This window comes from Staphylococcus gallinarum (assembly GCF_029774255.1).
GTDB classification, from domain to species: Bacteria; Bacillota; Bacilli; order Staphylococcales; family Staphylococcaceae; genus Staphylococcus; species Staphylococcus gallinarum.
Window position 1 is genome coordinate 980,897 of the sequence record NZ_CP069082.1, and the last position, 23,225, is coordinate 1,004,121.

At 31.2% G+C, this 23,225-nt stretch carries 26 protein-coding genes; 16 read left to right on the forward strand and 10 right to left on the reverse strand.

Going from position 1 to position 23,225, the window contains the following annotated elements:
• Positions 1-10: 10 nt before the first annotated feature.
• The 4 genes from agrD to JN168_RS04445 all read right to left on the reverse strand — a co-directional run bounded on the left by agrD (position 11) and on the right by JN168_RS04445 (position 3,464).
• Positions 11-148 carry a cyclic lactone autoinducer peptide AgrD gene (agrD, locus tag JN168_RS04430; protein ID WP_107512825.1) on the reverse strand — a complete coding sequence of 46 codons (138 nt, stop codon included), beginning with the start codon at positions 146-148 and terminating at the stop codon, positions 11-13.
• Positions 148-720 carry an accessory gene regulator AgrB gene (locus tag JN168_RS04435; protein ID WP_107512824.1) on the reverse strand — a complete coding sequence of 191 codons (573 nt, stop codon included), beginning with the start codon at positions 718-720 and terminating at the stop codon, positions 148-150. The genes agrD and JN168_RS04435 overlap by 1 nt, the downstream gene beginning before the upstream one ends.
• Before the next feature lie 1,114 nt (positions 721-1,834).
• Entirely contained in the window at positions 1,835-2,623 is a 789-nt protein-coding gene (locus JN168_RS04440; protein ID WP_107513041.1) for a carbon-nitrogen family hydrolase, read from the reverse strand.
• A gap of 211 nt (positions 2,624-2,834) precedes the next feature.
• The gene (locus tag JN168_RS04445) at positions 2,835-3,464 is read right to left on the reverse strand and encodes a nitroreductase family protein (protein ID WP_042739399.1); all 630 of its coding nucleotides are present in this window, start codon (positions 3,462-3,464) and stop codon (positions 2,835-2,837) included.
• 187 nt (positions 3,465-3,651) lie between these two features.
• On the opposite strand from JN168_RS04445, the gene JN168_RS04450 reads away from it, so the two are divergent.
• A complete protein-coding gene (locus tag JN168_RS04450; RefSeq protein ID WP_232139534.1) occupies positions 3,652-5,811 on the forward strand; it encodes an SdrH family protein in 2,160 nt (719 codons plus the stop codon).
• Between the two features lie 134 nt (positions 5,812-5,945).
• Here the strand turns inward: JN168_RS04450 and mroQ are convergent, their stop codons facing one another.
• On the reverse strand, positions 5,946-6,689 hold the full coding sequence (mroQ, locus tag JN168_RS04455; RefSeq protein ID WP_229366864.1) for an intramembrane glutamic endopeptidase MroQ: 744 nt from the start codon (positions 6,687-6,689) through the stop codon (positions 5,946-5,948).
• A gap of 177 nt (positions 6,690-6,866) precedes the next feature.
• Between mroQ and groES the strand changes: the two genes are divergently transcribed.
• Both groES and groL read left to right on the forward strand, forming a co-directional pair.
• On the forward strand, positions 6,867-7,154 hold the full coding sequence (gene groES, locus JN168_RS04460; RefSeq protein ID WP_042739397.1) for a co-chaperone GroES: 288 nt from the start codon (positions 6,867-6,869) through the stop codon (positions 7,152-7,154).
• A gap of 55 nt (positions 7,155-7,209) precedes the next feature.
• Positions 7,210-8,835 (forward strand): chaperonin GroEL, encoded by a 1,626-nt coding sequence (gene groL / locus JN168_RS04465; protein WP_042739396.1) that lies wholly within the window; start codon positions 7,210-7,212, stop codon positions 8,833-8,835.
• A gap of 379 nt (positions 8,836-9,214) precedes the next feature.
• Here groL and JN168_RS04470 read toward each other — a convergent pair whose 3' ends face one another.
• Together JN168_RS04470 and JN168_RS04475 are read right to left on the reverse strand one after the other, a co-directional pair.
• Entirely contained in the window at positions 9,215-9,457 is a 243-nt protein-coding gene (locus JN168_RS04470) for a hypothetical protein (RefSeq protein WP_229366865.1), read from the reverse strand.
• 279 nt (positions 9,458-9,736) lie between these two features.
• Positions 9,737-10,300: a dihydrofolate reductase family protein gene (locus tag JN168_RS04475; protein ID WP_229366866.1), complete on the reverse strand. Its 564-nt coding sequence runs from the start codon at positions 10,298-10,300 to the stop codon at positions 9,737-9,739.
• A gap of 369 nt (positions 10,301-10,669) precedes the next feature.
• Here JN168_RS04475 and JN168_RS04480 point away from each other — a divergent pair, with 369 nt between their 5' ends.
• The 3 genes from JN168_RS04480 (at position 10,670) to JN168_RS04490 (ending at position 13,424) form a co-directional block, all read left to right on the forward strand.
• Positions 10,670-11,836, forward strand: coding sequence for a YbfB/YjiJ family MFS transporter (locus JN168_RS04480; protein ID WP_279526202.1), 1,167 nt, complete (start codon positions 10,670-10,672; stop codon positions 11,834-11,836).
• Positions 11,837-11,854: 18 nt separating this feature from the next.
• Positions 11,855-12,700 (forward strand): LysR family transcriptional regulator, encoded by an 846-nt coding sequence (locus JN168_RS04485; RefSeq protein WP_279526203.1) that lies wholly within the window; start codon positions 11,855-11,857, stop codon positions 12,698-12,700.
• Positions 12,701-12,956: 256 nt separating this feature from the next.
• Positions 12,957-13,424 (forward strand): DinB family protein, encoded by a 468-nt coding sequence (locus JN168_RS04490; RefSeq protein ID WP_042739391.1) that lies wholly within the window; start codon positions 12,957-12,959, stop codon positions 13,422-13,424.
• Between the two features lie 80 nt (positions 13,425-13,504).
• On the opposite strand, the gene JN168_RS04495 is transcribed toward JN168_RS04490, so the two are convergent.
• Positions 13,505-14,794, reverse strand: coding sequence for an aminotransferase class I/II-fold pyridoxal phosphate-dependent enzyme (locus tag JN168_RS04495; RefSeq protein WP_229366869.1), 1,290 nt, complete (start codon positions 14,792-14,794; stop codon positions 13,505-13,507).
• A gap of 197 nt (positions 14,795-14,991) precedes the next feature.
• Between JN168_RS04495 and JN168_RS04500 the strand changes: the two genes are divergently transcribed.
• The 7 genes from JN168_RS04500 to pmtD all read left to right on the forward strand — a co-directional run bounded on the left by JN168_RS04500 (position 14,992) and on the right by pmtD (position 19,210).
• Positions 14,992-15,087 (forward strand): Trp-rich small protein, encoded by a 96-nt coding sequence (locus JN168_RS04500; RefSeq protein WP_229367409.1) that lies wholly within the window; start codon positions 14,992-14,994, stop codon positions 15,085-15,087.
• Positions 15,088-15,309: 222 nt separating this feature from the next.
• Positions 15,310-15,498, forward strand: a complete 189-nt coding sequence (locus tag JN168_RS04505) for an SE1626 family protein (protein ID WP_279526204.1) — start codon at positions 15,310-15,312, stop codon at positions 15,496-15,498.
• A gap of 151 nt (positions 15,499-15,649) precedes the next feature.
• Positions 15,650-16,030, forward strand: a complete 381-nt coding sequence (gene pmtR / locus JN168_RS04510; RefSeq protein ID WP_042739388.1) for a PSM export ABC transporter transcriptional regulator PmtR — start codon at positions 15,650-15,652, stop codon at positions 16,028-16,030.
• The gene (gene pmtA, locus JN168_RS04515; RefSeq protein ID WP_042739387.1) at positions 16,027-16,914 is read left to right on the forward strand and encodes a phenol-soluble modulin export ABC transporter ATP-binding protein PmtA; all 888 of its coding nucleotides are present in this window, start codon (positions 16,027-16,029) and stop codon (positions 16,912-16,914) included. Before pmtR ends, pmtA begins: the two co-directional genes overlap by 4 nt.
• Before the next feature lie 12 nt (positions 16,915-16,926).
• On the forward strand, positions 16,927-17,610 hold the full coding sequence (pmtB, locus tag JN168_RS04520; protein WP_042739386.1) for a phenol-soluble modulin export ABC transporter permease subunit PmtB: 684 nt from the start codon (positions 16,927-16,929) through the stop codon (positions 17,608-17,610).
• Positions 17,610-18,482, forward strand: a complete 873-nt coding sequence (pmtC, locus tag JN168_RS04525; protein WP_107590076.1) for a phenol-soluble modulin export ABC transporter ATP-binding protein PmtC — start codon at positions 17,610-17,612, stop codon at positions 18,480-18,482. The genes pmtB and pmtC overlap by 1 nt, the downstream gene beginning before the upstream one ends.
• The gene (gene pmtD, locus JN168_RS04530) at positions 18,482-19,210 is read left to right on the forward strand and encodes a phenol-soluble modulin export ABC transporter permease subunit PmtD (protein ID WP_042739384.1); all 729 of its coding nucleotides are present in this window, start codon (positions 18,482-18,484) and stop codon (positions 19,208-19,210) included. Before pmtC ends, pmtD begins: the two co-directional genes overlap by 1 nt.
• Before the next feature lie 74 nt (positions 19,211-19,284).
• On the opposite strand, the gene JN168_RS04535 is transcribed toward pmtD, so the two are convergent.
• On the reverse strand, positions 19,285-19,845 hold the full coding sequence (locus JN168_RS04535) for a thioredoxin family protein (RefSeq protein WP_279526205.1): 561 nt from the start codon (positions 19,843-19,845) through the stop codon (positions 19,285-19,287).
• 166 nt (positions 19,846-20,011) lie between these two features.
• Between JN168_RS04535 and JN168_RS04540 the strand changes: the two genes are divergently transcribed.
• From JN168_RS04540 to JN168_RS04550, 3 genes are all read left to right on the forward strand, one after another.
• Positions 20,012-20,506, forward strand: coding sequence for a hypothetical protein (locus JN168_RS04540; protein WP_042739382.1), 495 nt, complete (start codon positions 20,012-20,014; stop codon positions 20,504-20,506).
• Positions 20,507-20,598: 92 nt separating this feature from the next.
• Positions 20,599-21,159 (forward strand): HAAS signaling domain-containing protein, encoded by a 561-nt coding sequence (locus JN168_RS04545; protein WP_042739429.1) that lies wholly within the window; start codon positions 20,599-20,601, stop codon positions 21,157-21,159.
• A complete protein-coding gene (locus JN168_RS04550; protein WP_042739381.1) occupies positions 21,156-22,007 on the forward strand; it encodes a DUF4097 family beta strand repeat-containing protein in 852 nt (283 codons plus the stop codon). The genes JN168_RS04545 and JN168_RS04550 overlap by 4 nt, the downstream gene beginning before the upstream one ends.
• Positions 22,008-22,068: 61 nt before the next feature.
• On the opposite strand, the gene JN168_RS04555 is transcribed toward JN168_RS04550, so the two are convergent.
• Complete coding sequence (locus tag JN168_RS04555; protein WP_229366872.1) at positions 22,069-23,109, reverse strand: C45 family autoproteolytic acyltransferase/hydrolase; 1,041 nt, start codon at positions 23,107-23,109, stop codon at positions 22,069-22,071.
• Between the last annotated feature and the right edge of the window lie 116 nt (positions 23,110-23,225).

Genomic DNA, 23,225 nt, shown 5'->3' on the forward strand with positions numbered 1-23,225 from the left:
TACTGACCAATTATTTGTGTAATTCTGTTATTTCTGCTGGTACTTCTGGCTCATCAAAGAAACCACCACATGGTAAAGCCCCAACTGTAGCGCCTAGTGTTGAAAATAATTTAGTAGCTAAATTTAATAAAGAATCTAAAATATTCATTATAAAACATCCTCCTTAGGAAAAAATATTGGTAGTTGAACCACTGAAATTAATACAATACCCAAAAGTATTAATTGTTGGTAAGGTTCAGAGAAAAATACTGAAATTACTAATAATAATAAAGTTACTACAATTGTTTTTATTTTTTTACCTTTGCGAAGTCTTTCAGGTATAGGTTGCTTCTTGGTTTCTGCAGGTGCATAAATAACAAGAATAATAAATCCCATTATTGCTAGTATATACATTATTAATGGAGACACTTGCATATACCCAATTAACCAAGGTAATAAAACAAAAAGCAATAAATTTTGCACGTGACACAGAAATGATGATTTCGCATGTGCACCATGTGCAAAAAGCCTAATGAAAAAATAAGATAAATGTACAGTTAAAGTGTATAAAAAAAGATGACAGAGGATAGAAACGCCATAAGTAACTAATGCTTTAAAGAAATTAATTGCAACTGCTTGCATACCCAAACGGATTTTTAAAAACTCAATATGTTCTAAATTATTGCGTTGTTGCAAATAACGTGAAAATTGTTCGATTTTATTATCAATAAGCTTAGACATTACGCTTCTCTCCTTGCTTGTATTATACAAATTTAATTAAGTTTTGAGCGTCTTATTGCTCAACTGTACTTTTTGAGTTCCTAACTGTTTCATTTACCTATCTGTTTAATTTTAACATATATATTTTTGCAGTTTGGAATAAATTTTGACAAGTTAAGAAAAAATGACCAAGTCACTTTTAATTCATGGTTAAATGGTCATGTATCACAAAGAAGTGATAAACATTTTACAAATCATTAATCATTTTGTTTGTAATGATTATGATTGATTGAACTTAAGAGCAGGGGTTCAATTAATTAACTATTAAAGGTAAGTTCACTTTTGTATAGTTGAGTGAAATACTGGTAATAGTGGTCGTTTTTCAATTCTTTGAATACAAACAAAGGAGGCTGATGTAGTGACAAATTACTTTTCAGCATTAGTTAGTGACTTTGTAAAATAGCACAATTTTGTTTTATTCAATAGAATAAGCAAAGTTATTTTGATGTTATAGAATATTCCCAATTCTATATGTCAGAATATTGTTTTATCAGTTTTTTTTGATTTGATGATTATTCCCAGTCGCAAATCAACAGTTACACATTCGTAGATCTTTCCCAATCTCGAATGCGTATCATTTATTACTCATACTTAATAGACCATTCCCAGTCTCAAAATGAGTATTTTAAAGTACTTAATATCATTGACCTTTCCCAGTCACGAATTAAGTACGAGCTATTACATTGATTTAAGATCATTCCCAGTCTTTAAATCAAGTATCAATTAATCACTCAAACATGAGATCAATTCCCAGTCTCAGATGAGTGCCATTAATACTTTTGTGATAAGGATTTTCCCAGTCTTTAAGCAAAGGGTATTACGCATTGAGGACAGACCTTTCCCAGTCTGAAATCAATATTCAAACATCTATAACAGAGATGTTTGGAATGTTAACATGTAAGCTATCGTAAACATCATTCAATTTATCATTAATTAACGGTAAATTCACTAAAAATTTTTTCATAATTAATAACATCCCCAAAAAATAGATAGAGAATTAACTGTAAAAACATTCCCTTAATAATAAGTTACAAAAACCGTGAGCCCCTCCCAAGCTCACGGTTTTTTATGTTTTTTAGTGTTTATATAAATCAGTTCTTAAATTATCAAATACAGGTATGGCAGCTCTTTGCTGTTCAACTTCGTTTAAATCTATCTCGCATGTTATATGTCCTTCTTTTTCTTTGAGCTGTTCTACAATTTCACCGTTTGGATTAATCACTGCTGACTTTCCAGCATATAATGTATTGCCGTCATCTCCACAGCCATTACATGCAACAATAAAGATATTATTTTCAATAGCGCGAGCCTGTAATAATGCTAACCAATGATTCGCTCTTACTTCAGGCCATTGTGCCACATAAAATGCAATTTGTGCGCCATTTTTTGCTGGATATCTCAATAATTCAGGGAAGCGCAAATCATAACAGATGATTTGTGTAGCTTCGATACCATTAGAAAGTTTGAATTTCTCTGGTACAGTTGTGCCAGGCGTCATAAATCTAGGTTCGTCTAGCATAGGGACTAGATGCACTTTGTCATAACTATTTACTAAAGTACCATCTTTTGTCACTGTAAATGCACTATTATAAATATGATCATTTTTAGAATTTGACACTGAACCAGCTACAATATCTACTTGAAATTGTTTAGCTAATTTACTAATAAAAGCATAACTGCGTGTTAAATTTTTATCAGCGAGTTGATGTAATTGGGGAAGAGCATAGCCGTTGTTCCACATTTCTGGTAAAACAACCAGGTCAGTGTCATTGGAAACATATTTTTCAAACCAATTTAAGATAGTTTCTTCATTTAAAGTTACGTTTGCAGGTTCTACTTTAAATTGAAAGATCTCTATATTCATTTAAATCGCCCCTTAATTTGTTGTTAGAGTTAATATACTAAATAAATATAGATAATTCAAAATTATTCGAATATAACCAATAAAAAAGAAGTTAATCTAATATACATATAGTAAAAATAATTTCATCCAAAAAAGTAAGTATTATGATTCAATCAAAATACTTACTTTTTATTACTATATACTATTGATTAACTTCTATATTAATTTAGAGTTATTTTCTTACTAAGAAACGAGCGTTAACATCTTGGAATTCTTTTTCTCCAGCAGCTTCACGAATGTTACCAAATGGCATTTGAGCAATTAATTTCCATGTTTTAGGAATATCAAAAGCTTCTTGTGTAGCTTCGTCTACTAATGGGTTATAGTGTTGTAATGACGCGCCTATACCTTCAGTGCTTAAAGCAGTCCATACTGCAAATTGATGCATTGCATTAGTTTGATTAGACCAAATTGCGAAGTTTTCAGCATAACTTGGCATTTGCTGTTGTAATCCCTCAACAACTTCTGTGTCTTCAAAGTAAAGAATTGTACCGTATGCATGTTTAAAGTTATCAATTTTATCTGATGTAGGTTGGAAGTCTCTGTCGTCACCCATAACTTTTTTCAATTCATTTTTTGTAATATCCCAAAACGCATCATGTTTATCATTTAATAATAAGACAATACGAGTAGATTGTGAGTTAAATGAAGATGGAACATGTTTGATTGCATGTTCAATGATTGATTCTACTTCTTTATCTGAAATTGAAATTTCTTTTTCTAAACTATAAATTGTGCGTCGTGTTTCGACTGCATTTTGAAAACTATCTAATGTTTTTGTGTTTTTATTAAATAAACCCATGGCTAAAACTCCTTATCCGATTTAAATTATATATTAAGTATAATAATTATATCTTAGTTTGTAAATAGGTTTTTACATAAAATTTCAAAGATATTAATATTATCTTTCAATAACTAACTTTTAATGAAATAATAGATGAATTCTAATATACTGAAATTGATATGAGAAATTTTAGGGAGGCGAATTAATGAAGCATCCTTTTTCACAAAAAATGGTCGTTTCAAGCTTTGTATTTGCACTTAGTACTGTGTTAGTTACAAAGCCGACATATGGTGCAATACAACAAAATAATGATTCACAATACAAAAGTGTAGATAATATAGAAAATAGAGATACAAATCAACGAGATAGTTTAATGAGAAATGTTAAATATCCGGAAACAAATAATAATGCAGACGTTACAAACACGAGTGATAATAATAGTCAAAACACCTTGAACAGTGATAAGGCCACAACAACTTATCAAGATGTGACAGAACAACCAACGAATACTAACACGACAGCTGATGATAGTAAATCGCAAGATACGCTATTAACGCAAGATATTAATTCGAATCAAACAGATTCGATACCGCAAGAAGATAATACGACAGAACAATCAAATGATTCTGAGACAAATGATTCAAATTCAGATGATGGTACAGGAGAGACTTTGCCAGATTATAGTACGGATGATTCAGATAGTGGGGAACCTAATAATAATGGTGAGCCAAGTCAGTCAGATAATAACAATGAGCCGAGTACTGAAAATCCAACCGATACAGATCGTATTGATAATTCAATACCAAATTCTGATGATCAATCAAACTCTAATGTCCCAACTGATAACACTAATCCAAGCCAGACAGATGGGACGAATAACGATACATCAGGTTCAAATAATTCAACGCCACAGGATGGCTCAGACAGTACAACGAATTCAGGAGATGCATCAGACGATTCAAAACCAAATACTACAGATAATTCAAATGACTCAAATGGTGATGATTCAACAGGCAATTCAAATCAAACAGATGGTACAGGATCAGATGGCTCATCAACTGGTGATTCAACAGACAATTCAGGGCAAACGGATGGTACAGGATCAGATGATTCTAATAGTACGACGCAACCTGATAATCCAGATGATAATGCGAACCCTGATAATCCAGATGATAATTCTCAAGCAGATGGAGACAATTCATCAGAAAATCCAGATGACACAAATCAACCGAATAGTGATGTGAAACCACCACCTAGTCATACTGGAGATACTTCGGACGATTCAAAACCAAATGCTCCTGATAATTCAAATGACTCAAATGGTGATGATTCAACAGGCAATTCAGATCAAACAGATGGTACAGGATCAGATGATTCTAATAGTACAACGCAACCTGATAATTCAGGTGATAATACTGGAGATGATGATTCTCAAACAGGTGATATGCAGCCACCAAGTAAACCTAATAATACGGATAAACCGCACCAACCAACATCACCGGATAAATCAGAGGATGATAGTTCAGGACAGATGCCAAGTTCGAATGAACCAGACAATTCAGGGCATCAATCAGCCGAACAACCAACACATGATGATGCATCGACGATAACTCCAGGTGATACCCATATGACTCAGAATACGCGACCAGATAATACGTTATCTAGTAGTAATACAGGAAATCAATCGAGTCACCATTCGGTCAACACAGATACTACAACAGTAAATCACAACCAAGATAATCATGGTTCTGAACATCCAGTGAATACAGCTACACCACAATATAGTTCAGGTGAAAATAATGGGGTAACCTATGGCGAATTGTCAGCAAATAAGGAACAACAAATTAACCGTAATAATGGTGATACAAGAGTTGTGAATCGTTTTAAACAAATGTCTAGTGGATCGTTTAAATATAATCCATTTGTGTTAAATCAGGTTCGAGAATTAAACAACAAAGCCGCAAGTGTCACTGATAAAGAAATCTCTGCAGTTTTAAAAAAGCAGAGATTTGAAGATAATGCATATTTAAATTCATTGCAAAAAGGAACAAACTATTTTAAATTTGAATATTTTAATCCTCTAAAATCAAGTACGTATTATAAAAATTTAGATAAACAAGTATTAGCATTAATTACAGGGGATATTGGTTCAATGCCTGATTTGAAAAATCCTAAAACGAAAGCATCTTCAGGTAAGTATGAATATCATTCAAGTAGTGAAGAAGAGCTGACAGATACAAAAGAAAAGAATGAAAGTTCAGCGATTGATATCAAATTTGAAAGAACATTATTTGCATTAATAACTGCAATGATAGTTATATTCTTAGGAATGGTGATTGGTTACTTTGTTCATAGAAGAAAATAAACTATTCGCTACTTATGTAAATAAAATGAACCATTAAGATAGGATGTTAAAAAGAAAATTGTGAAGTCTTAAATAATTGCTAAAAAAATAGAGCTAATCACAATAGATTAGCTCTATTTTTTTATTAGTCAATATCAACAAAAGAAATGAATGATAAATGATGTTGTTTCTTGTAGTTGCTTAATTTTTTCAGGTCCAATAACAATTTGGATAATGACAACTAAACTATTTTGCATAATATGTACTAAAATAGGAACCCAAATGCGCTTTGTATATGCATATAATGCAGAAAAGATAAATCCCATACCAAAATAAATAATAAAGAATGAAGGGTCGCCGTGAGCAGCACTAAAGATTATAGAACTAACGATTGCTGCTATAAGAAAGCTTACTACTTTATTTCCTTTGATTAAGTTATATATTTCCCCGAATATAACCTTTCTAAATACAAACTCTTCTAGAATGGGACCTACTGTTGATATTAAGATTATAAATAAAGGTATTTCTTGTGCTACTTTCATTAATCTTGCAGTATTAGGGCTTTTATTTGGTGCTCCAAATACGTACATATTTATTGCACCAGCAATAATTTGATATATCATTACTACAGCAAAACCAACAACTGCCCACAATATTACATATCTTTTCTTTTCCTTGGTTTGACGTTCAATGTAGGAAGGATTTTTTATAAAAAGATTAATAAGTATGATGAGTATTGCAGCTACAATAAAGCAAGCTACTTGAGAATATATACTAGCAAAAAGCAATTCTTTCCCAGAAAGATTGTCAAAAAGGCCTAACAATTGAAGTATGACTACTCCTAATTGTGCTAGTCCATAAATTAATAATGTCAAAATTGACGCCCATAATCGAGACATGGTGAACCTCCAATAATAAGTATAGTATTTATTCTATCGTAAATAGCAGACATGTACAAAATTTACGATGAATAGTTTTAACTTGAATTATTGACCAAATTTGATTATTATAGAAAGTGTATTAGCACTCAAGTACATTAAGTGCTAACGATTTACTATTTTGAGGAGGAACAGTCAATGTTAAAGCCATTAGGTAGTCGAGTGATTATACAAAAAACAGAACAAGAACAAACAACGAAAAGCGGAATCGTATTAACAGATAGCGCTAAAGAAAAATCTAACGAAGGAACTGTTGTAGAAGTAGGTGCAGGACGTACTTTAGAAAATGGTACTCGAGTTGTTCCTGAAGTTAATAAAGGCGATAAAGTAGTCTTCCAACAATATGCTGGTACAGAAGTTAAACGTGGAGACGAAACATACTTAATCGTTAATGAAGATGACATTTTAGCAATTATTGAAGAATAAAGACCTTATATATATTTTTTAACAATAAAAATTACAGCACGGGGGTAAGAAAATTATGGCGAAAGATTTGAAGTTTTCAGAAGATGCACGTCAAGCAATGCTACGAGGTGTAGATAAATTAGCCAACGCAGTCAAAGTAACAATTGGGCCAAAAGGTCGTAATGTTGTTTTAGATAAAGAATATACTTCACCACTTATTACTAATGATGGTGTAACAATCGCTAAAGAAATTGAACTAGAAGATCCATACGAAAATATGGGGGCGAAATTAGTACAAGAAGTAGCAAACAAAACCAATGAAATAGCTGGTGATGGTACAACAACTGCAACGGTACTAGCGCAAGCGATGATTCAAGAAGGACTTAAAAACGTTACAAGTGGTGCTAACCCAGTTGGTTTACGTCAAGGAATTGATAAAGCTGTTGAAGTTGCAATAACTGCTTTACATGATATTTCTCAAAAAGTAGAAAATAAAAATGAAATCGCACAAGTTGGTTCAATTTCTGCAGCTGACGAAGAAATTGGTAAATATATTTCTGAAGCTATGGAAAAAGTAGGTAATGACGGAGTTATAACTATTGAAGAATCAAGTGGCTTCAATACAGAATTAGAAGTCGTTGAAGGTATGCAATTTGATAGAGGATATCAATCTCCATATATGGTTACTGATTCAGATAAAATGATTGCAGATCTTGAAAGACCGTACATTTTAATCACTGATAAGAAAATTTCATCATTCCAAGATATCTTGCCATTACTTGAGCAAGTAGTTCAAGCAAGCAGACCAATCTTAATAGTTGCAGATGACGTTGAAGGCGACGCATTAACAAATATCGTCTTAAACCGTATGCGCGGTACATTTACTGCAGTAGCAGTCAAAGCACCTGGCTTTGGTGACCGTCGTAAAGCAATGTTAGAAGATTTAGCAATCTTAACAGGTGCACAAGTGATTACAGACGACCTTGGGTTAGAGCTGAAAGATGCGACAATAGATATGTTAGGTACTGCTAATAAAGCAGAAATTACTAAAGATAATACTACTGTTGTAGATGGTAATGGAGACCAAAACAATATCGATGCACGTGTCAGTCAAATCAAAGCTCAAATTGAAGAAACAGATTCAGACTTTGATAGAGAAAAATTACAAGAGCGTCTTGCTAAATTAGCAGGTGGTGTAGCAGTAATTAAAGTTGGTGCAGCTAGTGAAACTGAATTAAAAGAACGTAAATTACGTATTGAAGATGCATTAAACTCAACAAGAGCTGCCGTTGAAGAAGGTATTGTTGCAGGTGGTGGAACTGCATTCATGAATATCTATGATAAAGTGGCGCAAATTGATGCTGAAGGTGATGTAGCTACAGGCGTTAACATCGTATTGAAAGCATTAGAAGCACCTGTACGCCAAATTGCTGAAAATGCTGGTTTAGAAGGATCAGTTATTGTTGAAAGATTGAAAAATGCAGAAGTCAGTGTAGGATTTAATGCAGCTACAAATGAATGGGTTAACATGTTGGATGCAGGTATCGTTGATCCAACAAAAGTTTCACGTTCTTCATTACAACACGCAGCAAGTGTTGCGGCAATGTTCTTAACTACTGAAGCGGTAGTTGCTAATATTCCAGAAGAAAATAATGGCAATGATGCTCAAGCAGGTATGGGTGGCATGCCTGGAATGATGTAAAACGGCTTATAAAAGCCGTTGTTACAACGTTTTTCGATTTTCGAAGACATAACAATGACTTAAAAAGTTCAAATAAATGCCCGATAGGTTCAGCTGAACTTGTCGGGCATTAAAATTATTCTTTGAGACGCTTTCCATGAGTTTACTAAACTTTTGGGAGGTGTCTTTGTTATATGAAATATAATGTAATTTGTATTGTTTAAAAGTGATTATCTACTATTAATATCTATTTTAGGCATTTAACAAATAGTTGGATTAGTAGCGGAAATATAAAAAATTTCAATAGATAATTTATAGTCGCTGACTCTTAGTCTTCGTTTACATAACTAAATTGGCAATAGAGCAAAGTAACCATCTATTTATAATTTAGAGATGGCCATTAATTATTTATTATACTTATTAAATATAAAATACCTGCTATTAAATACAGTAACGCAATGACTTTCGATCTTCTAATATATACAATAAACATAGTTATAAAGAAGGCGAAAAAATATAAATTTCCAAATTGATTATTAATATGTATATAATCAAACAGGATTAAAGCTCCCAAGGTTAGAAATACGATAGCAAAAACAGTAAATATCATTTCATAAACATTTAGTTTATCGTCTTTTTTCATAAAATCACTCCTGCTAGAATAATTTTTAGCATAGATTGTTTTTATAAAGTGAATAACAGTGGTATTGTTGAACCAATTTAATATGTTTATGGTGATGTTAGGTTGTTAATTTATTGATTATAAGCATGAGTCATAATAGAAAGTGCTATCATTAATTAAATTGTTATGGATATCATTACTTTTTAATTAATTTTTTCTATTAGCAGTTTTATTACTTTGATGTTAATTTTACTTTTAGTAAACGTTTGGCATAATATTATCATCAAGATTTCTATAATTCTAGTGGGTACGATAAATGAGTTGAACGACACCGGAAGTAAAGGTGTTTGTTTCAATCAATGTTAAATTTAATCTATGCTTTAAATCATCGAATAGTGGTTTTCCTGATCCCAAGATAACAGGGTGTATTGAGAGTCTATATTCGTCAATCAAATTTAATTCAATAAATGTAGTGATTAGGCTTGAACCACCATATAACCATAGGTTTTTTGTAGATTCTTGTTTTAATCGATTCACTGTTTTGGAAATATCTTTGCTGATAACGTGAACATTTTCCTCTGGATAGGTTTGCGATTTAGAAAATACATATTTTACTTTGCTGTGAATTATATTCCACATTTCCTTTTCATCTTCAGTTGCGTCATTCGTTGGCGTGAATTGTCCCCATAAATCATAACTTTTTCTTCCATATAGTATTGTATCAATTTGATTTAGGAACGTTGTAAAGGACATCTCAGGATCCATGATGCACCAATCAACTTCACCATTTTCTCCTTCGATAAATCCGTCTAATGTAATAGCCAAATCTAAAATTACCTTGCTGGTCTCCGATTTCGAAGTCATCATCATACCTCCTATTATACGAAAGATTGTCTATCGCTTAATACTATTGATTATATTTCGATATTATCATAAGCACAACTACACGTCACTTGGACATCATTTTTAACTCTAAGTTACGTCATAATAACGTGTAGAATGAATTGTAATGTCTATGGCATCAATTTAGAAAATGATTCATCTAACATGATTACACGATAAATGCGTATAAGAGGAAAAATAAATTTATAGAATTATAAGGAGAAATTGACTTAAATCGGAAGAATTATCATCAATAATATTGATTAAATTAATCAAAAATCATCATTTTTATTGATAGAAGTTTCGCCGTATAATATAAAGTATAATTCTGATTCGAAAAGAGGGCAAAGCATGTTAGATAGAACGTACAAGCAATTGATATCAGGAATGATAGCCTTATTTATAGTTATGGCAATCAGTAGGTTTGCATTTACACCAATATTACCGATTATGCAATCAGCTACAGCGTTAAATAGTCAAACTTCAGGTTATTTAGCAACTTCCAATTATTTAGGTTATCTGATTGGCGCTATTATACCAATTTGGTTTGTTTTCAAATCAAAAGCGATCGATTTGAAAATATATTTACTAATTAATATTGCTAGTACAGTATTAATGGGAGTATCGAACCATTATGTTGTATGGTTGGTCTTACGTTTAATAGGCGGTATTACTAGTGGTACAGTGTTTGTATTGGCTTCTAATATTGTGTTAGATGCATTAAGACAAGCACATAAAGAAAGTATTTCTGGTCTATTGTATAGTGCTGTTGGTATGGGACTCTTTGTAAGTAGTATTTATATATTTTTCGCTACGAGTTATGTATCGTGGCAAGCGTTATGGATTACATTAGGTATATTTTCAATGATTATAGCCATGTTTGTCTTTTTTACAATGAAAGATAATACACCTTTGAAAAAGGAGAGTGCACAAGGTCATAACCATTTAGCAACACAATCTATTAATGCTAAATTTAAAAGATATTTCTATATTGCATATTTCTGTGAGGGGGCAGGATATATTATAACAGGTACATTTTTAGTTGTTATTGTAAAATCTATACCGCAATTTGCAGACTATGCTTCGCTCAGTTGGATGTTTGTTGGATTAGGTGCAATTCCTTCAACAGTACTTTGGTCAATGATTGCTGATAAGATCACTAGAGAGAAAGCAATATATTTAGCATTTACTTTGCAGATAATTGGTGTTTGTTTACCAATCTTTTCTCATAATATAGTTAGCATTATTATTAGTTCTATATTATTTGGCGGTACTTTCTTAGGTCTAACTACACTCTTTTTATCTCAAGGTCAAACTATGATGTATCGCTTTAATACTAAGACTAACTTTGTTGCCTCGTTAACCGTAATCTATAGTGTAGGACAAATGATTGCGCCTAGTATATCAGGTGTTTTGATAGGTGAATCGGGAAATTATAACTTAGCTTTAGGATTTGCAACGGTTATTTTATTGGTTGGTTTGATCAGTAGTGCTAAGAGTTATAGCGTGATGCGTTAAATTGGAGTGATATGAAAAATGCAAATTGAGGATTTAAAAACATTTAAAACGGTATGTGATATGAAAAGTTTTACCAAAGCTGCAGTTGAATTAAACTACGTACAGTCAAATGTAACTGCTAAGATTAAGCGCTTAGAAAAACATTATGATGCGCAACTACTTTATAGAGATAAGAGAGAAATTACACCTACAGCAAAAGGTCAGGTACTCTTAACTTATATTAATGACATACTTTCTCTTGTAGCAAAAGCAGAAGCAGATATTGTTAAAGTAAAACAATCCACATTAAAAATTGGTTCAATTGAAACGATTGCAGCGACAAGGTTACCTGAAATATTGGAAGACTTTCGCAGAACAGATAATAACACTAAATTAAATGTTACTACTGGTTCATCTAAACAGCTCATTGAGTATATTAAAGCTAGAAATCTAGACGGCGCATTTTTATCAGGAGAGGTTAATGAAAAAGAACTGATACAAGTCCCATTATACGAAGAAAGAATGATTGTTATTTCTCAAAAGGGTAGTGAGGACTTGTTACAGACTAACCTACCGCAATCAATTATTGTCTTTGAACAAGGTTGTTTTTATAGAAGTTACTTTGAACATTGGTTGGACTATAATCATATAGCTATTCAAAGTGTCATGACTTTAAATACTTTAGATGGTATTTTAGGTTGTGTGAAAGCTGGCATAGGCATTGCAATGTTACCATTGTCTGTATTACATAACAGACCTGATATTGATGTTGATTTTTATGAAATAAATGAAATTTTTGAAGATGTACCCATTTCTTTTGTTTATCGTAAAGACAATATAGGTACACCTGCCTTTTTACAATTATTAGCTATATTACAGAAATAATTATTGAATAAGGTTAATGCTTTGTCTAACTCCATCGTAATATTAAAGCATATGTTAGTGTTAATAAGTTGATTTAATTTCTAATAAGGTATGAATTTGATATGCTACTTATTAGCTATTGATATTTTATAAATATTCTAGTATTTATTGTGCACTGAATAAACATTTAATATTAGGGTAGAGTTGAAAATAGTTTCGCTACAAAGGTGTAATGCTTTGTATGATTTTCAACTTGTTTACGAAAGGGAGAATAATTATGACAAAGAAAACAGTTTATGAGGTTATTGATACTGGAATTAATTATCTATTGTCTGGATATGAAAAATGGGATAACGATCAAGTTTTAGATGACAAATTTGAGCTGTTTCCAAATACAATTCATTGGCAATACGGACATGTATTAACGATATTTGAATCTGGCTTATCTCTATGTGAACAAAACGAAGTAGATGTGGTTAAATATAATGAATTATTCGGATATGGTAGTTCTCCAACAGAATGGGGAGATAAAGAAATACCATCAATCGATGAAATTTTTAATTATTTAAAAACTGTACCTGATAGAGCGAGAAATTTAACGGATCAACAATTAGAACAGGAATTGACTGAAACAATTGCAGGTTGTAATACATTAGATGAATTGCTTGTATTAAATGCGATACACATTCCATTACATGCCGGTAAAATTGAAGAAATGTCACGAGTATTAAAACAACAACAATAAATAAAAGGAACAAACACTAATTTAACGTTTCACTAATAAAAGTGACGTTGTAGTTTAGTGCTTGTTCCTTTTTAGTTTAATTAATTTTGTAATTCTGCAATTGCTTTTGCGATAGAATCAAATACATGCGGTATGTCTTCTTTTTCTACACAACTAAAGGCAATTCTGATATCTGTCTTATTTAAAGCGATAATACCGATTGAATAATTTTCAATTAAATGTGTGCGTAATGTCTCAGGATCTACACCTTTGACTTGTACAGCCATGAAGTAACCTGAATTAAATTCATATGGTTGCCAGTATGGTTTATATTTTTCATCATAAACGACATCTTTAGTGACTTCATAGCGTGCTTGTAACGTATCGATATTGTGTTGAATTTCTTGGTCGAACGTTTCATTATGTTCTAACACGTATTTCACTGCACTTTGGGAAGGCATAGGACCACTAGAAATATTACTTCTAATCATACCTTTAACCTTTGCTTCTAATACAGATTTTGCTGTTTCATCATTTACACCAAATGTAATGAAACCAACTCTTAAGCCCCAAGCAAAAAATTCTTTAGTTGCACCGTCTAAACGTATAGGAAGTAGATTTTTTAACTGTAAGTTTGTTAATGCAGTAAATAAAGATTGAGTATAGACATCTTCATAGAATAATCCGTAATATGCATCATCAACAAGAGCGATGACATTAGTACCTCGTTCTGCTAAGTCTTTGATAGCTGTCACGATTTGATTAACTTGATCTTTAGTAGGTGTGTAACCTGTTGGGTTGTTTGGATAATTTAATATAAGTACTACTTTATCTTTATTATAATTCGCTAAAGTATTCACTAAAGCATCTGTAGTGTAATTACCATTTTCATCAAAAATATCATACGTTTCGAAAACAGCACTATGTCTTGTACTATAAACAAGTTTGTAGTTACCCCAGTTATGTGTAGGCAATAATATTGTATCACCACTGTTTACAAACATATCGCCAACTAATGATAAACCATGAGTCAATGCATTTGTGATAATAGGTCTAGTCATATCCGTTTTATTTAAATCTGGATTTTCTTTCAACATTTTTTCTTGCCATAAATCACGTAAGGGTTCGATACCTTGAGGAGGTGAGTAAGGGAAAATTTCATCAGGTTCTAATTCGCCAAAAACGTTATTTAAAGTGTCTGCGTACATCTTTTTATTGCTATAAGTTGCCATACCAATTGTGGCATTATATTTTGTAGCTTTGGCTTCAGCAGATTGAGATAAAATACCTTTCGGATAATACATTAATTTACCTAAATCTGAAAGCATATCTGCAATTTCTGGATTTGATTTAGACAATTGTTCATTTAAATCTAAAGCTAATGGATTCATGGATGGTCTACCTCTCTTTACATATTGTTACTTCCTATATTATCTTGAAATCATTTAAAATTAAAGTCCTGACCACATTTTAAATAAAATTTATAAAAAAACTGACACCTTTATCGAACATATGTTCTATTTATGTTAAAATAAGAACAGGCCATCAAATTCCACATGGCACTTTTTACTGTGGGAGGTGTAGTATGATATCGTGGTGGCAAGAAATTATAGGAACGCTAATAACGGGTTGCTTACTTGTTATTTTCCGTGTTTGGTTAGAAAATAATTGGAAAGACAAATAGGTGGCCCTACACAAAAACCCCAAGTCTGCGACACCAGACTTGGGGTTGTGTAGTATAATTCGTGGATACATTTACAATTTTATCATCAATGATATAACTCTGCAAACATTATATTTTATTGTATATAATAGAATTAGAACTGTTCATATACTAATAAATTTAATAGTATATTTAGAAAATTAAATTATTGTTTGCTATAATTACGATGTTCGGGGTGATTAGGTGAGACATTTAACTAAAGTTTTTGTGTGCTTAGCAATTATTTCATTTATTGTAGGATATTATTTACAGGCGAATGGTAATGAATCATCTGGTATTAAATTATTAATAGCTGCAATAATGTTTATGATTTGCGCGTTTATTAATCGAAATAATAATAGGAAAGAACGAAATAAACACTACAAAAAATAATTTATAAGTAATTACAAGGCTTAACTGTGTATATACTGTATACTCAATTAAGCCTTTTTCCATGTATTAATCACATATTTAACAGAAAGATGTTTACAACTAATGATATATTGTGTATATTGTATATATACAGTGATAAGGGAGGACGTTAATGAAAATACTTTTAAAAAATAATAGTGAGAGCCCCATATATGAGCAAATTAAACAGCAAATTAAAGAAAATATTTTAAAAGGCTACGTTGATCCCGGCGAACACTTACCTTCAATGCGTGAATTAGCACAAGATTTAAGTGTTAGTGTAATTACCACCAAACGTGCTTACGAAGATCTCGAGAAAGATGGATTCGTCTTCACTATTAGAGGAAAAGGCACCTTTGTAAAGGAACAAGATAGTTCGATATTGAAGGAAAAACAATTTATTGTGATTGAATCCTTAGCCAAGTCAATTAGCAAAGAAGCTAAAACGATTGGTATGTCTCTCTCTGAATTGCAAGATATCCTAGCAATGATATATGAGGAGGACGAGGAATGAATGCAATAGAAGTTAATGCCGTTAATTACGAATATGGTGGCTTTGCATTAAAAGATATTAACTTTCAAGTTCCAAAAGGGTATGTAACAGGCTTTATCGGCTCCAATGGTGTTGGGAAGACGACCATGATTAGAATGATAATGGATTTAATTGAGCCAAGTAGTGGAGAAATCTTTGTGTTTGATAAGTCAATGCGCAAACATGCTGTGGCGTTGAAAAATAAAATTGGTTTCGTTTACTCGGATTTATATTTAAATGAAAAATGGACTATTAATAAGGTTGAATCGGTTGTAGCTCCTTTTTATGACGATTGGAATCATGAGTTATTTAACAGCTACTTAAGAAAATTCAATTTATCATATAACAGTAAGATTAAGACTTTATCAACTGGAATGAAGATGAAATTATCAATTGCGATTGCCTTCAGTCATCAAGCTGAGTTATTCATTTTAGATGAGCCGACCTCTGGATTGGATCCAATCGTACGCAACGAAGTCCTAGATATAATACAGCAAGAATTGATTAATGAAGAAAAAACAGTCTTTTTATCGACACATATCATTTCAGATCTAGAGAAAATTGCAGATTACTTAATTTACTTTAAAGACGGTAAAGTTGTATTGAATGATTATTTAGATCAAATTATGAATCAATATCAAGTTGTTAAAGGTGATTCTGAACACCTAGACGATGAGTTGTTTGGATTGATGCATTACTATGAAAAAAACAAAACAGGATATGTCGCCTTAACAGACCAAGCCAATGTCTTCAAAGAAATATTTGGTAATAAAGTTGCAATTACCAAGCCGACGATAGAAGAATTAATGGTTTACTTGGAAAAAGGTGACAGTACAACAGTGGAACATGAAAGTGAGAATAAATGAAGGAGACGTTAGATGAAAAATTTAATTATTAGAAACTTTAAATTACGTAAAAAAACCATTGTGTTGTATAGTCTCTTGCTCATTTTTGCACCAATTCAATTACTGATTAACAATGACTTGTTGATCATTAGAATACTTTCATCTATTGTTGCAATGATTATTCTTTTTGTTTCATTGTTAGATTCTGGTCATGCCTTTCGCTTTCACAGTAGATTGGGTCACAAACAATCACTAGACTTCTTTGGTAGTTTACCAGTGTCTAAGAAAGCATTATTAGATTCAACATATATTACTATTTTATTATTTACTTTAATCGGTGCAGGTATTTTATCTTTATATAATATTCCTAGTTCAACAGTTTCTAAGACGGGAATTTCGTATAGTATAACCTTGCCATTTTCTTATATAGCGATTAATTTATTCGCTGTACCAATCGCATTTAAGAGAAATTTAGAACAAAAATCTGAGAATATTTCATATTTAGTTTACTTATTGATAATGATTTTATTTATACCATTTTTAATGATTCTCATTGCTGTAGGCATACAATCTTTGATAGGGCATCAACCTATATTTTTGAATTACTTAGAATTGCTCTATAAATATGGTTTTTTAATTATTAGCATTATTTTCTTTATTAGTAACTACTTTATACAATACAAAAAAATAAGTAACCAACAAAAGGAGGCAAATTAATGCAATTACACGATATAACTAAGACCTATGGTTCTAATAATGTACTGGACCATATAGATTTTGATTTTGGCCATAGCCAAATTGTAGGTTTAATTGGTAAAAATGGTGTCGGAAAAACGACTTTAATGAAAGTAATGAATGGAAATATTATTAATTATAAAGGTGAAGTAAAATTAGGAAATAAAGAAAATATCGGTTATCTAATTGAACATCCTAAATTATATGATAATAAATCAGGACTATATAATTTGAAATTATTTGCACATGTCTTAGGAAAAGGTTTTGACAAAAAATATACAGATTATATTATCGATGCATTTGGTATGAGACCGTATATTAAGAAAAAAGTTAAAAAATATTCAATGGGAATGAAACAAAAATTAGCAATAGCAGTTTCATTAATGAACAAACCCAAGTATCTTATTTTAGATGAACCTACTAATGGCATGGATCCAGATGGTTCTATAGATGTATTGAAAACAATTCAATCATTAGTAAAAGAATTGGAAATGAAAATATTAATTTCTAGCCATAAATTAGAAGATATTGAGTTGATTTGTGACAGAGCAGTATTTCTAAGAGATGGTAATTTCGTGCAAGATGTAGATATGAAATCAGGTGCACCTACTGATTCTACAGTGGTTATTGTAGCAACAGACGAATTTGATAAAACATTAGCACATTTAAACGAACATCATGAAGTTATTCAATCACTAAAAGAAAATAATGAAATAATATTGAAAGCTCAAAAGAACTACAAATCACTATTAAAAGGATTAGCTGAAATCGGCATTTATCCAGAATTTATTGAAACTCGTAAGAGTTCTTTACGTGATACTTACTTTAATATTAATCAGAAAGGCGGGAAATAATGAATAGTTTACAATTAGTAAAATATGATATGTATAGTATTTTCAAAAGTCCTTTGACTTATTTAGCATTACTGCTAACTATTATTCCATTAATAGGGTTTACTGTATTGTTTGTTCAACAGTCAGATCAAATGAATGGTAATACATTACTATCGGCAGGTAGTTGGTTCTTCTCATTAATGGGTTTACTGTTTGTTATTAAAACAATCACAAGAGATATCTCACAAGGTACGATTCAATTATATATGAATAAGAAATCAAGTCGTGCTGGCTATGTTATCGCCAAAGTGATTTCTATACTGTTGATTTCAATTATGATAACTGCCGCTCTGGTTGTATTTGTCTTAATTGTACAAGGTATTGTAGATGGTAAAAATGTAAAAACAGATAAATTCTTTGAACTCTTATGGTTTTTCTTTATTTTCCATTTATTCTATGGATTATTGCTTTATTTATTCTCATTAATCGTTCCTAAAACAGCATTAATCTTTACATTAGGAATCTTTTTAGTATTAATTGTTCCATTTGCTGAACCATTCTTACCAATGATTCCTAAAATTGGGGACGACATTAAAGATTCATTAAAATATGTACCATTTAGCTATTTAACTTCTAAAACAACATCAGGTGATTATACATTCACGCATTGGCAATGGTTCATTTCATCAGCATCTATAGTTGTGTTATTTATCGTCAATTTATTTTATGCAACTAGAAAAGATATATAAGATTTAACCGAATTTCACAATAAAAAGAGACGTATGAATCAACGGTTAGAAAACCTATTCATACGTCTCTTTTTTTATATTGTGATAAGTTTGTCTAAAATTGAATCATAAACATGTTTCCACATTTGAGAATCTGTCTTATAGCGGTTACTAATAATTACATGTGTTTCTGCAGATTTATCTTCATATGTAGGATCATCTTTAGCTGGTAACTTTGCACGTGTTTTGTCTACAAAATGCTGTACTTGTTTAGCACGTGGACCCCACACTGAAACTTGTTCAAAATTATCATTTAAAAAGACAAAAATTGGAATGGACCTAGCAGTTCCATTTGTTAGATATTGATCTATTAAATCAGTATTTTCATCACGATGGAAGACACGAACTTCCAAGTTTAGTGCTTCACTGATATGTTTTAAAATTGGAATGTTCATCATAGCATCGCCACACCAATCTTCTGAAATTACCAAGACTTTGCTGTAGTTTGATGTTTTAAGTTGATCTAGTCTTTGATCATTATTTGGTAAAGAGAATGAATGATATATTGACTCTAAATTCTCTTTGTTTTCTGTCATTGCTGCAATATACTGATCAAGTGGTTGACTGTTGTTGAAATACGTTTCTAAACTTGTCATAGTACTTCCCCCTTTAGTTTATTAGGTATTATTATATCAATAAATATAAATGAAAGAAAATTTTTAATACTTATAAAAGTAATATGTTTTAAAAAGTATAGTTTATGGATGAAAGTATGAAATTCCTATGCTATATTAATTAAGTGATATGGAATGTGGTGACAAAATGAAGTTATTGAAAAATGTTAAATGGATAATTACAGTTGTTTTCATACTTATTACTATTGGCACCGTAGTGATATTCGTCAATCATAATAGGTTACATACTAATACTAATTTGAGTAACTTTAAAATTGATAAATTTAAGATTGGTTCAAAAATGAATAAGCATAAATTTGAATTAGATGATGATGTTTTATTAAAGAAGGTTTATGTTTATTCAATGGTTGATCATCCTGAATTTATAGTATTAGTAAATAAGCGTAGTAATCAAATTGTTGGGATGTCGTTATTAAATGACGATAGTCTACAGACAAATTATGGTTGGAAAATCGGTGACGATATTTCAAAAGTGAAGGCGAGTTTAAATGCAAATTATAGAGAAAAATCACTACATAATGGATTTAAGTCTTTGATTTTTATTGATAAAAAACATAAAATAAAGTTGTTTGTTGTACATAAGAATAATAAAATAAAAAAGATTGAAATTCATAATAAATAACAATTTAAAATGACATTGCCAACAGGTATGTCATTTTTCTATTTGAACATATAAAGTGGATTGAATTCTATACTTGAATGGCGGTAGATATTTTGGATAAAATCACTTTTTTAAATGAATTAGAACAAGAGTTAGATAATTTACCAAGAAGTGAAAGAGATAAAGTAATGTATGAATATGAGGATTACTTTTTCGAGCAAGAAAGTGAAGGTAGAAATGAGTACCAAATTATTGGTGCATTAGAATCACCGAAGAAAATTGGTAAAGAGATTATGGCGAAGAGTGCTATAGCCTCAGCTGAATATAAACCGAATGTAAGAACCATTGTTCGTGCGATTATGGCATCATTGGGCATGGGTATCTTGTCTGTAGTGATTATCTTGATTCCAATGATATTTGTAGGTTTCTTTATGGTTATCTTATTATTATGTTCTCTATTCTTTACACTTAGTCCAGTGTTACTGATTATCAATGGTATATTTAATCATAATATCAGCTTTGCGGTTAGCAATTACTTGTTTGCAATATCATATACTGGCTTAGGCATTGTACTTTTCGTTGCAATTGCTAAATTAGCTCAATTTGTATATCGTTTAATTTTGAAGTATTTACGTTGGAATATCAAAACGATTAGAGGGAGTGCAGTTGAATGAAGAAGTTATTCATAAGTGGATTAATCTTATTTATAGTATGCTTCCTCTTAGGCTGCTTGACTTGGTTTGGATTTGAGCAACAAAATAATAAACTTAATTCTGTAAATAAAACCTTTGATTCTAAAAAGATAAATAGTCTTAAGTTAGATAGTCAAAATAGTTCGATTAACATCAAACGAGGTAAACAATTTGCAGTTAAATATAGTGGTAAGAAAAGGTTGAACATTGATGACTCTAATCAAGAATTAAGCATTCAAGAAAATAGTAATAGTGAAGATCATTATGGTTTGAATTTTAACCCATTTAGACGAGTAAATGACCAGATGACAATAATAGTTCCAGATAAACAATTAGATAAGTTAACACTATCATGCGAAACAAATGCGACTACCATAAATAATGTGGATATTAAATCAGCAAAAATTTTATTTAATGACACTGGCGGTGCGCGTATTACAGTAAAAAATTCGACGATAAATGATATGTTTTATAGAGGGACTAATTCTCCAATTCACTTAACTAAAAGTGATATAAAGCATGCAAATATTAAATCGAAAAATGAAAGCATCATAGTTAATGATTCCTTAATTGAATCTTCAGTATTGCTTGCGAACAAAGGGAATATTGAGTTGAATAAAATGGATGTAAAATCTGATTTTAAAGCCTCTACACAACACGGTAATATACACATGAGATATAACAAAGAACCGAACAATACGTTGTTAAAGTTAAATCCCGAAAATGGCAATGCGCATGTAAACAATAAAATGTTTATCGATGGTAAAGTTGGAGATGGACAAAATGTCTTGGAATTTTATACCAATCATGGTGATATTCATATAGATTAATAGAGCGTAAATGAAAGAACCGAGTTTAACATTTTGTGTTATTGTCGGTTCTTTTTATAATTTATTCAGTGGCAAATGTTAAATCAGTATCAATTTTTCCAGTGATTTGTGTTTCATTTAATGATGATCCAGTTAACCATTTTGAAAAGTCGACTTTAAGTGGAGATTGATTTTCACCTAAAGCAATATAAGCTGTTAGTGACTGGGGCTCATACATACTTGTGTGTATCGTCCCTGACCAACTTTTAAATAATTTACTATAAATTTCAAATTTTGGATCATTGAACATCTGGAATGCGTCCATTTTATCAAGATGTTGTGGTGTTTTTTTTAACAATCTCGACAGTCGCTCCTTCGATTCTTTGGTGTAATTTCTATTCTCATGTGTTAATAATTTAAAATGATTGGTACATGTTCGATCATAGCGAACCTCGATGGAACGTGGTGAAACTTCAATGATTGCATGATTTAAATGCTTATCCATAACAATATAACTGAAAGAACTTCGGTGAGGTATTTCTTCTAGTAATTTTATTGCTTCGGGAACATCTTTACAGTATTGAAGTATTAATCTACCAATCATATAGCATACAAATCCGTTTCCTGGATGCTTTCTATGCATGAAATTATAACCCATAGCTAGGCCGGCCTCATTCATACCATCCATTCTACCTGTTACTCTAGATGTAGGGGCAACATGTGCTAGTCCACCATCATTTGGTTGGAACAATAAATAACGTCCGTCATATGTAGCAGGGTGATAATCATAATTTCTAACCATATAATCATTGCCTAGAAACACTGTGCAGCCACTATTCTTAAGTGGTGTGAAGCGGTAATGAGCAAAATTTAATATCATTTGGCTAGTTGGGATATTTAATACTTCTTGCATGCCATTAATCTCTTCCCATATTTGTGGTGCATAGACTTGGAATATATCATATGTTTCCTTTATATGTATGTCAAAACGTGGAACACGCTTTTTCCATTCTTTTTCTCTGTTTTTCAATAGTGGGGTTTGTTGCATCCATTTAGCAGTCTCTATACCTAAATCAAAGTGAGAACCGCGATGCGTGAAAATATCTGATTTTACATTTTGCATAAACAAAACTCCTAATTTATTATATATTAACTTACAGAACTGTAATTCTTTTGTAACTTCATATTAATTGTATTATGTAAGTAGAATAGTTATTATAATAATAACATCAGCGAATA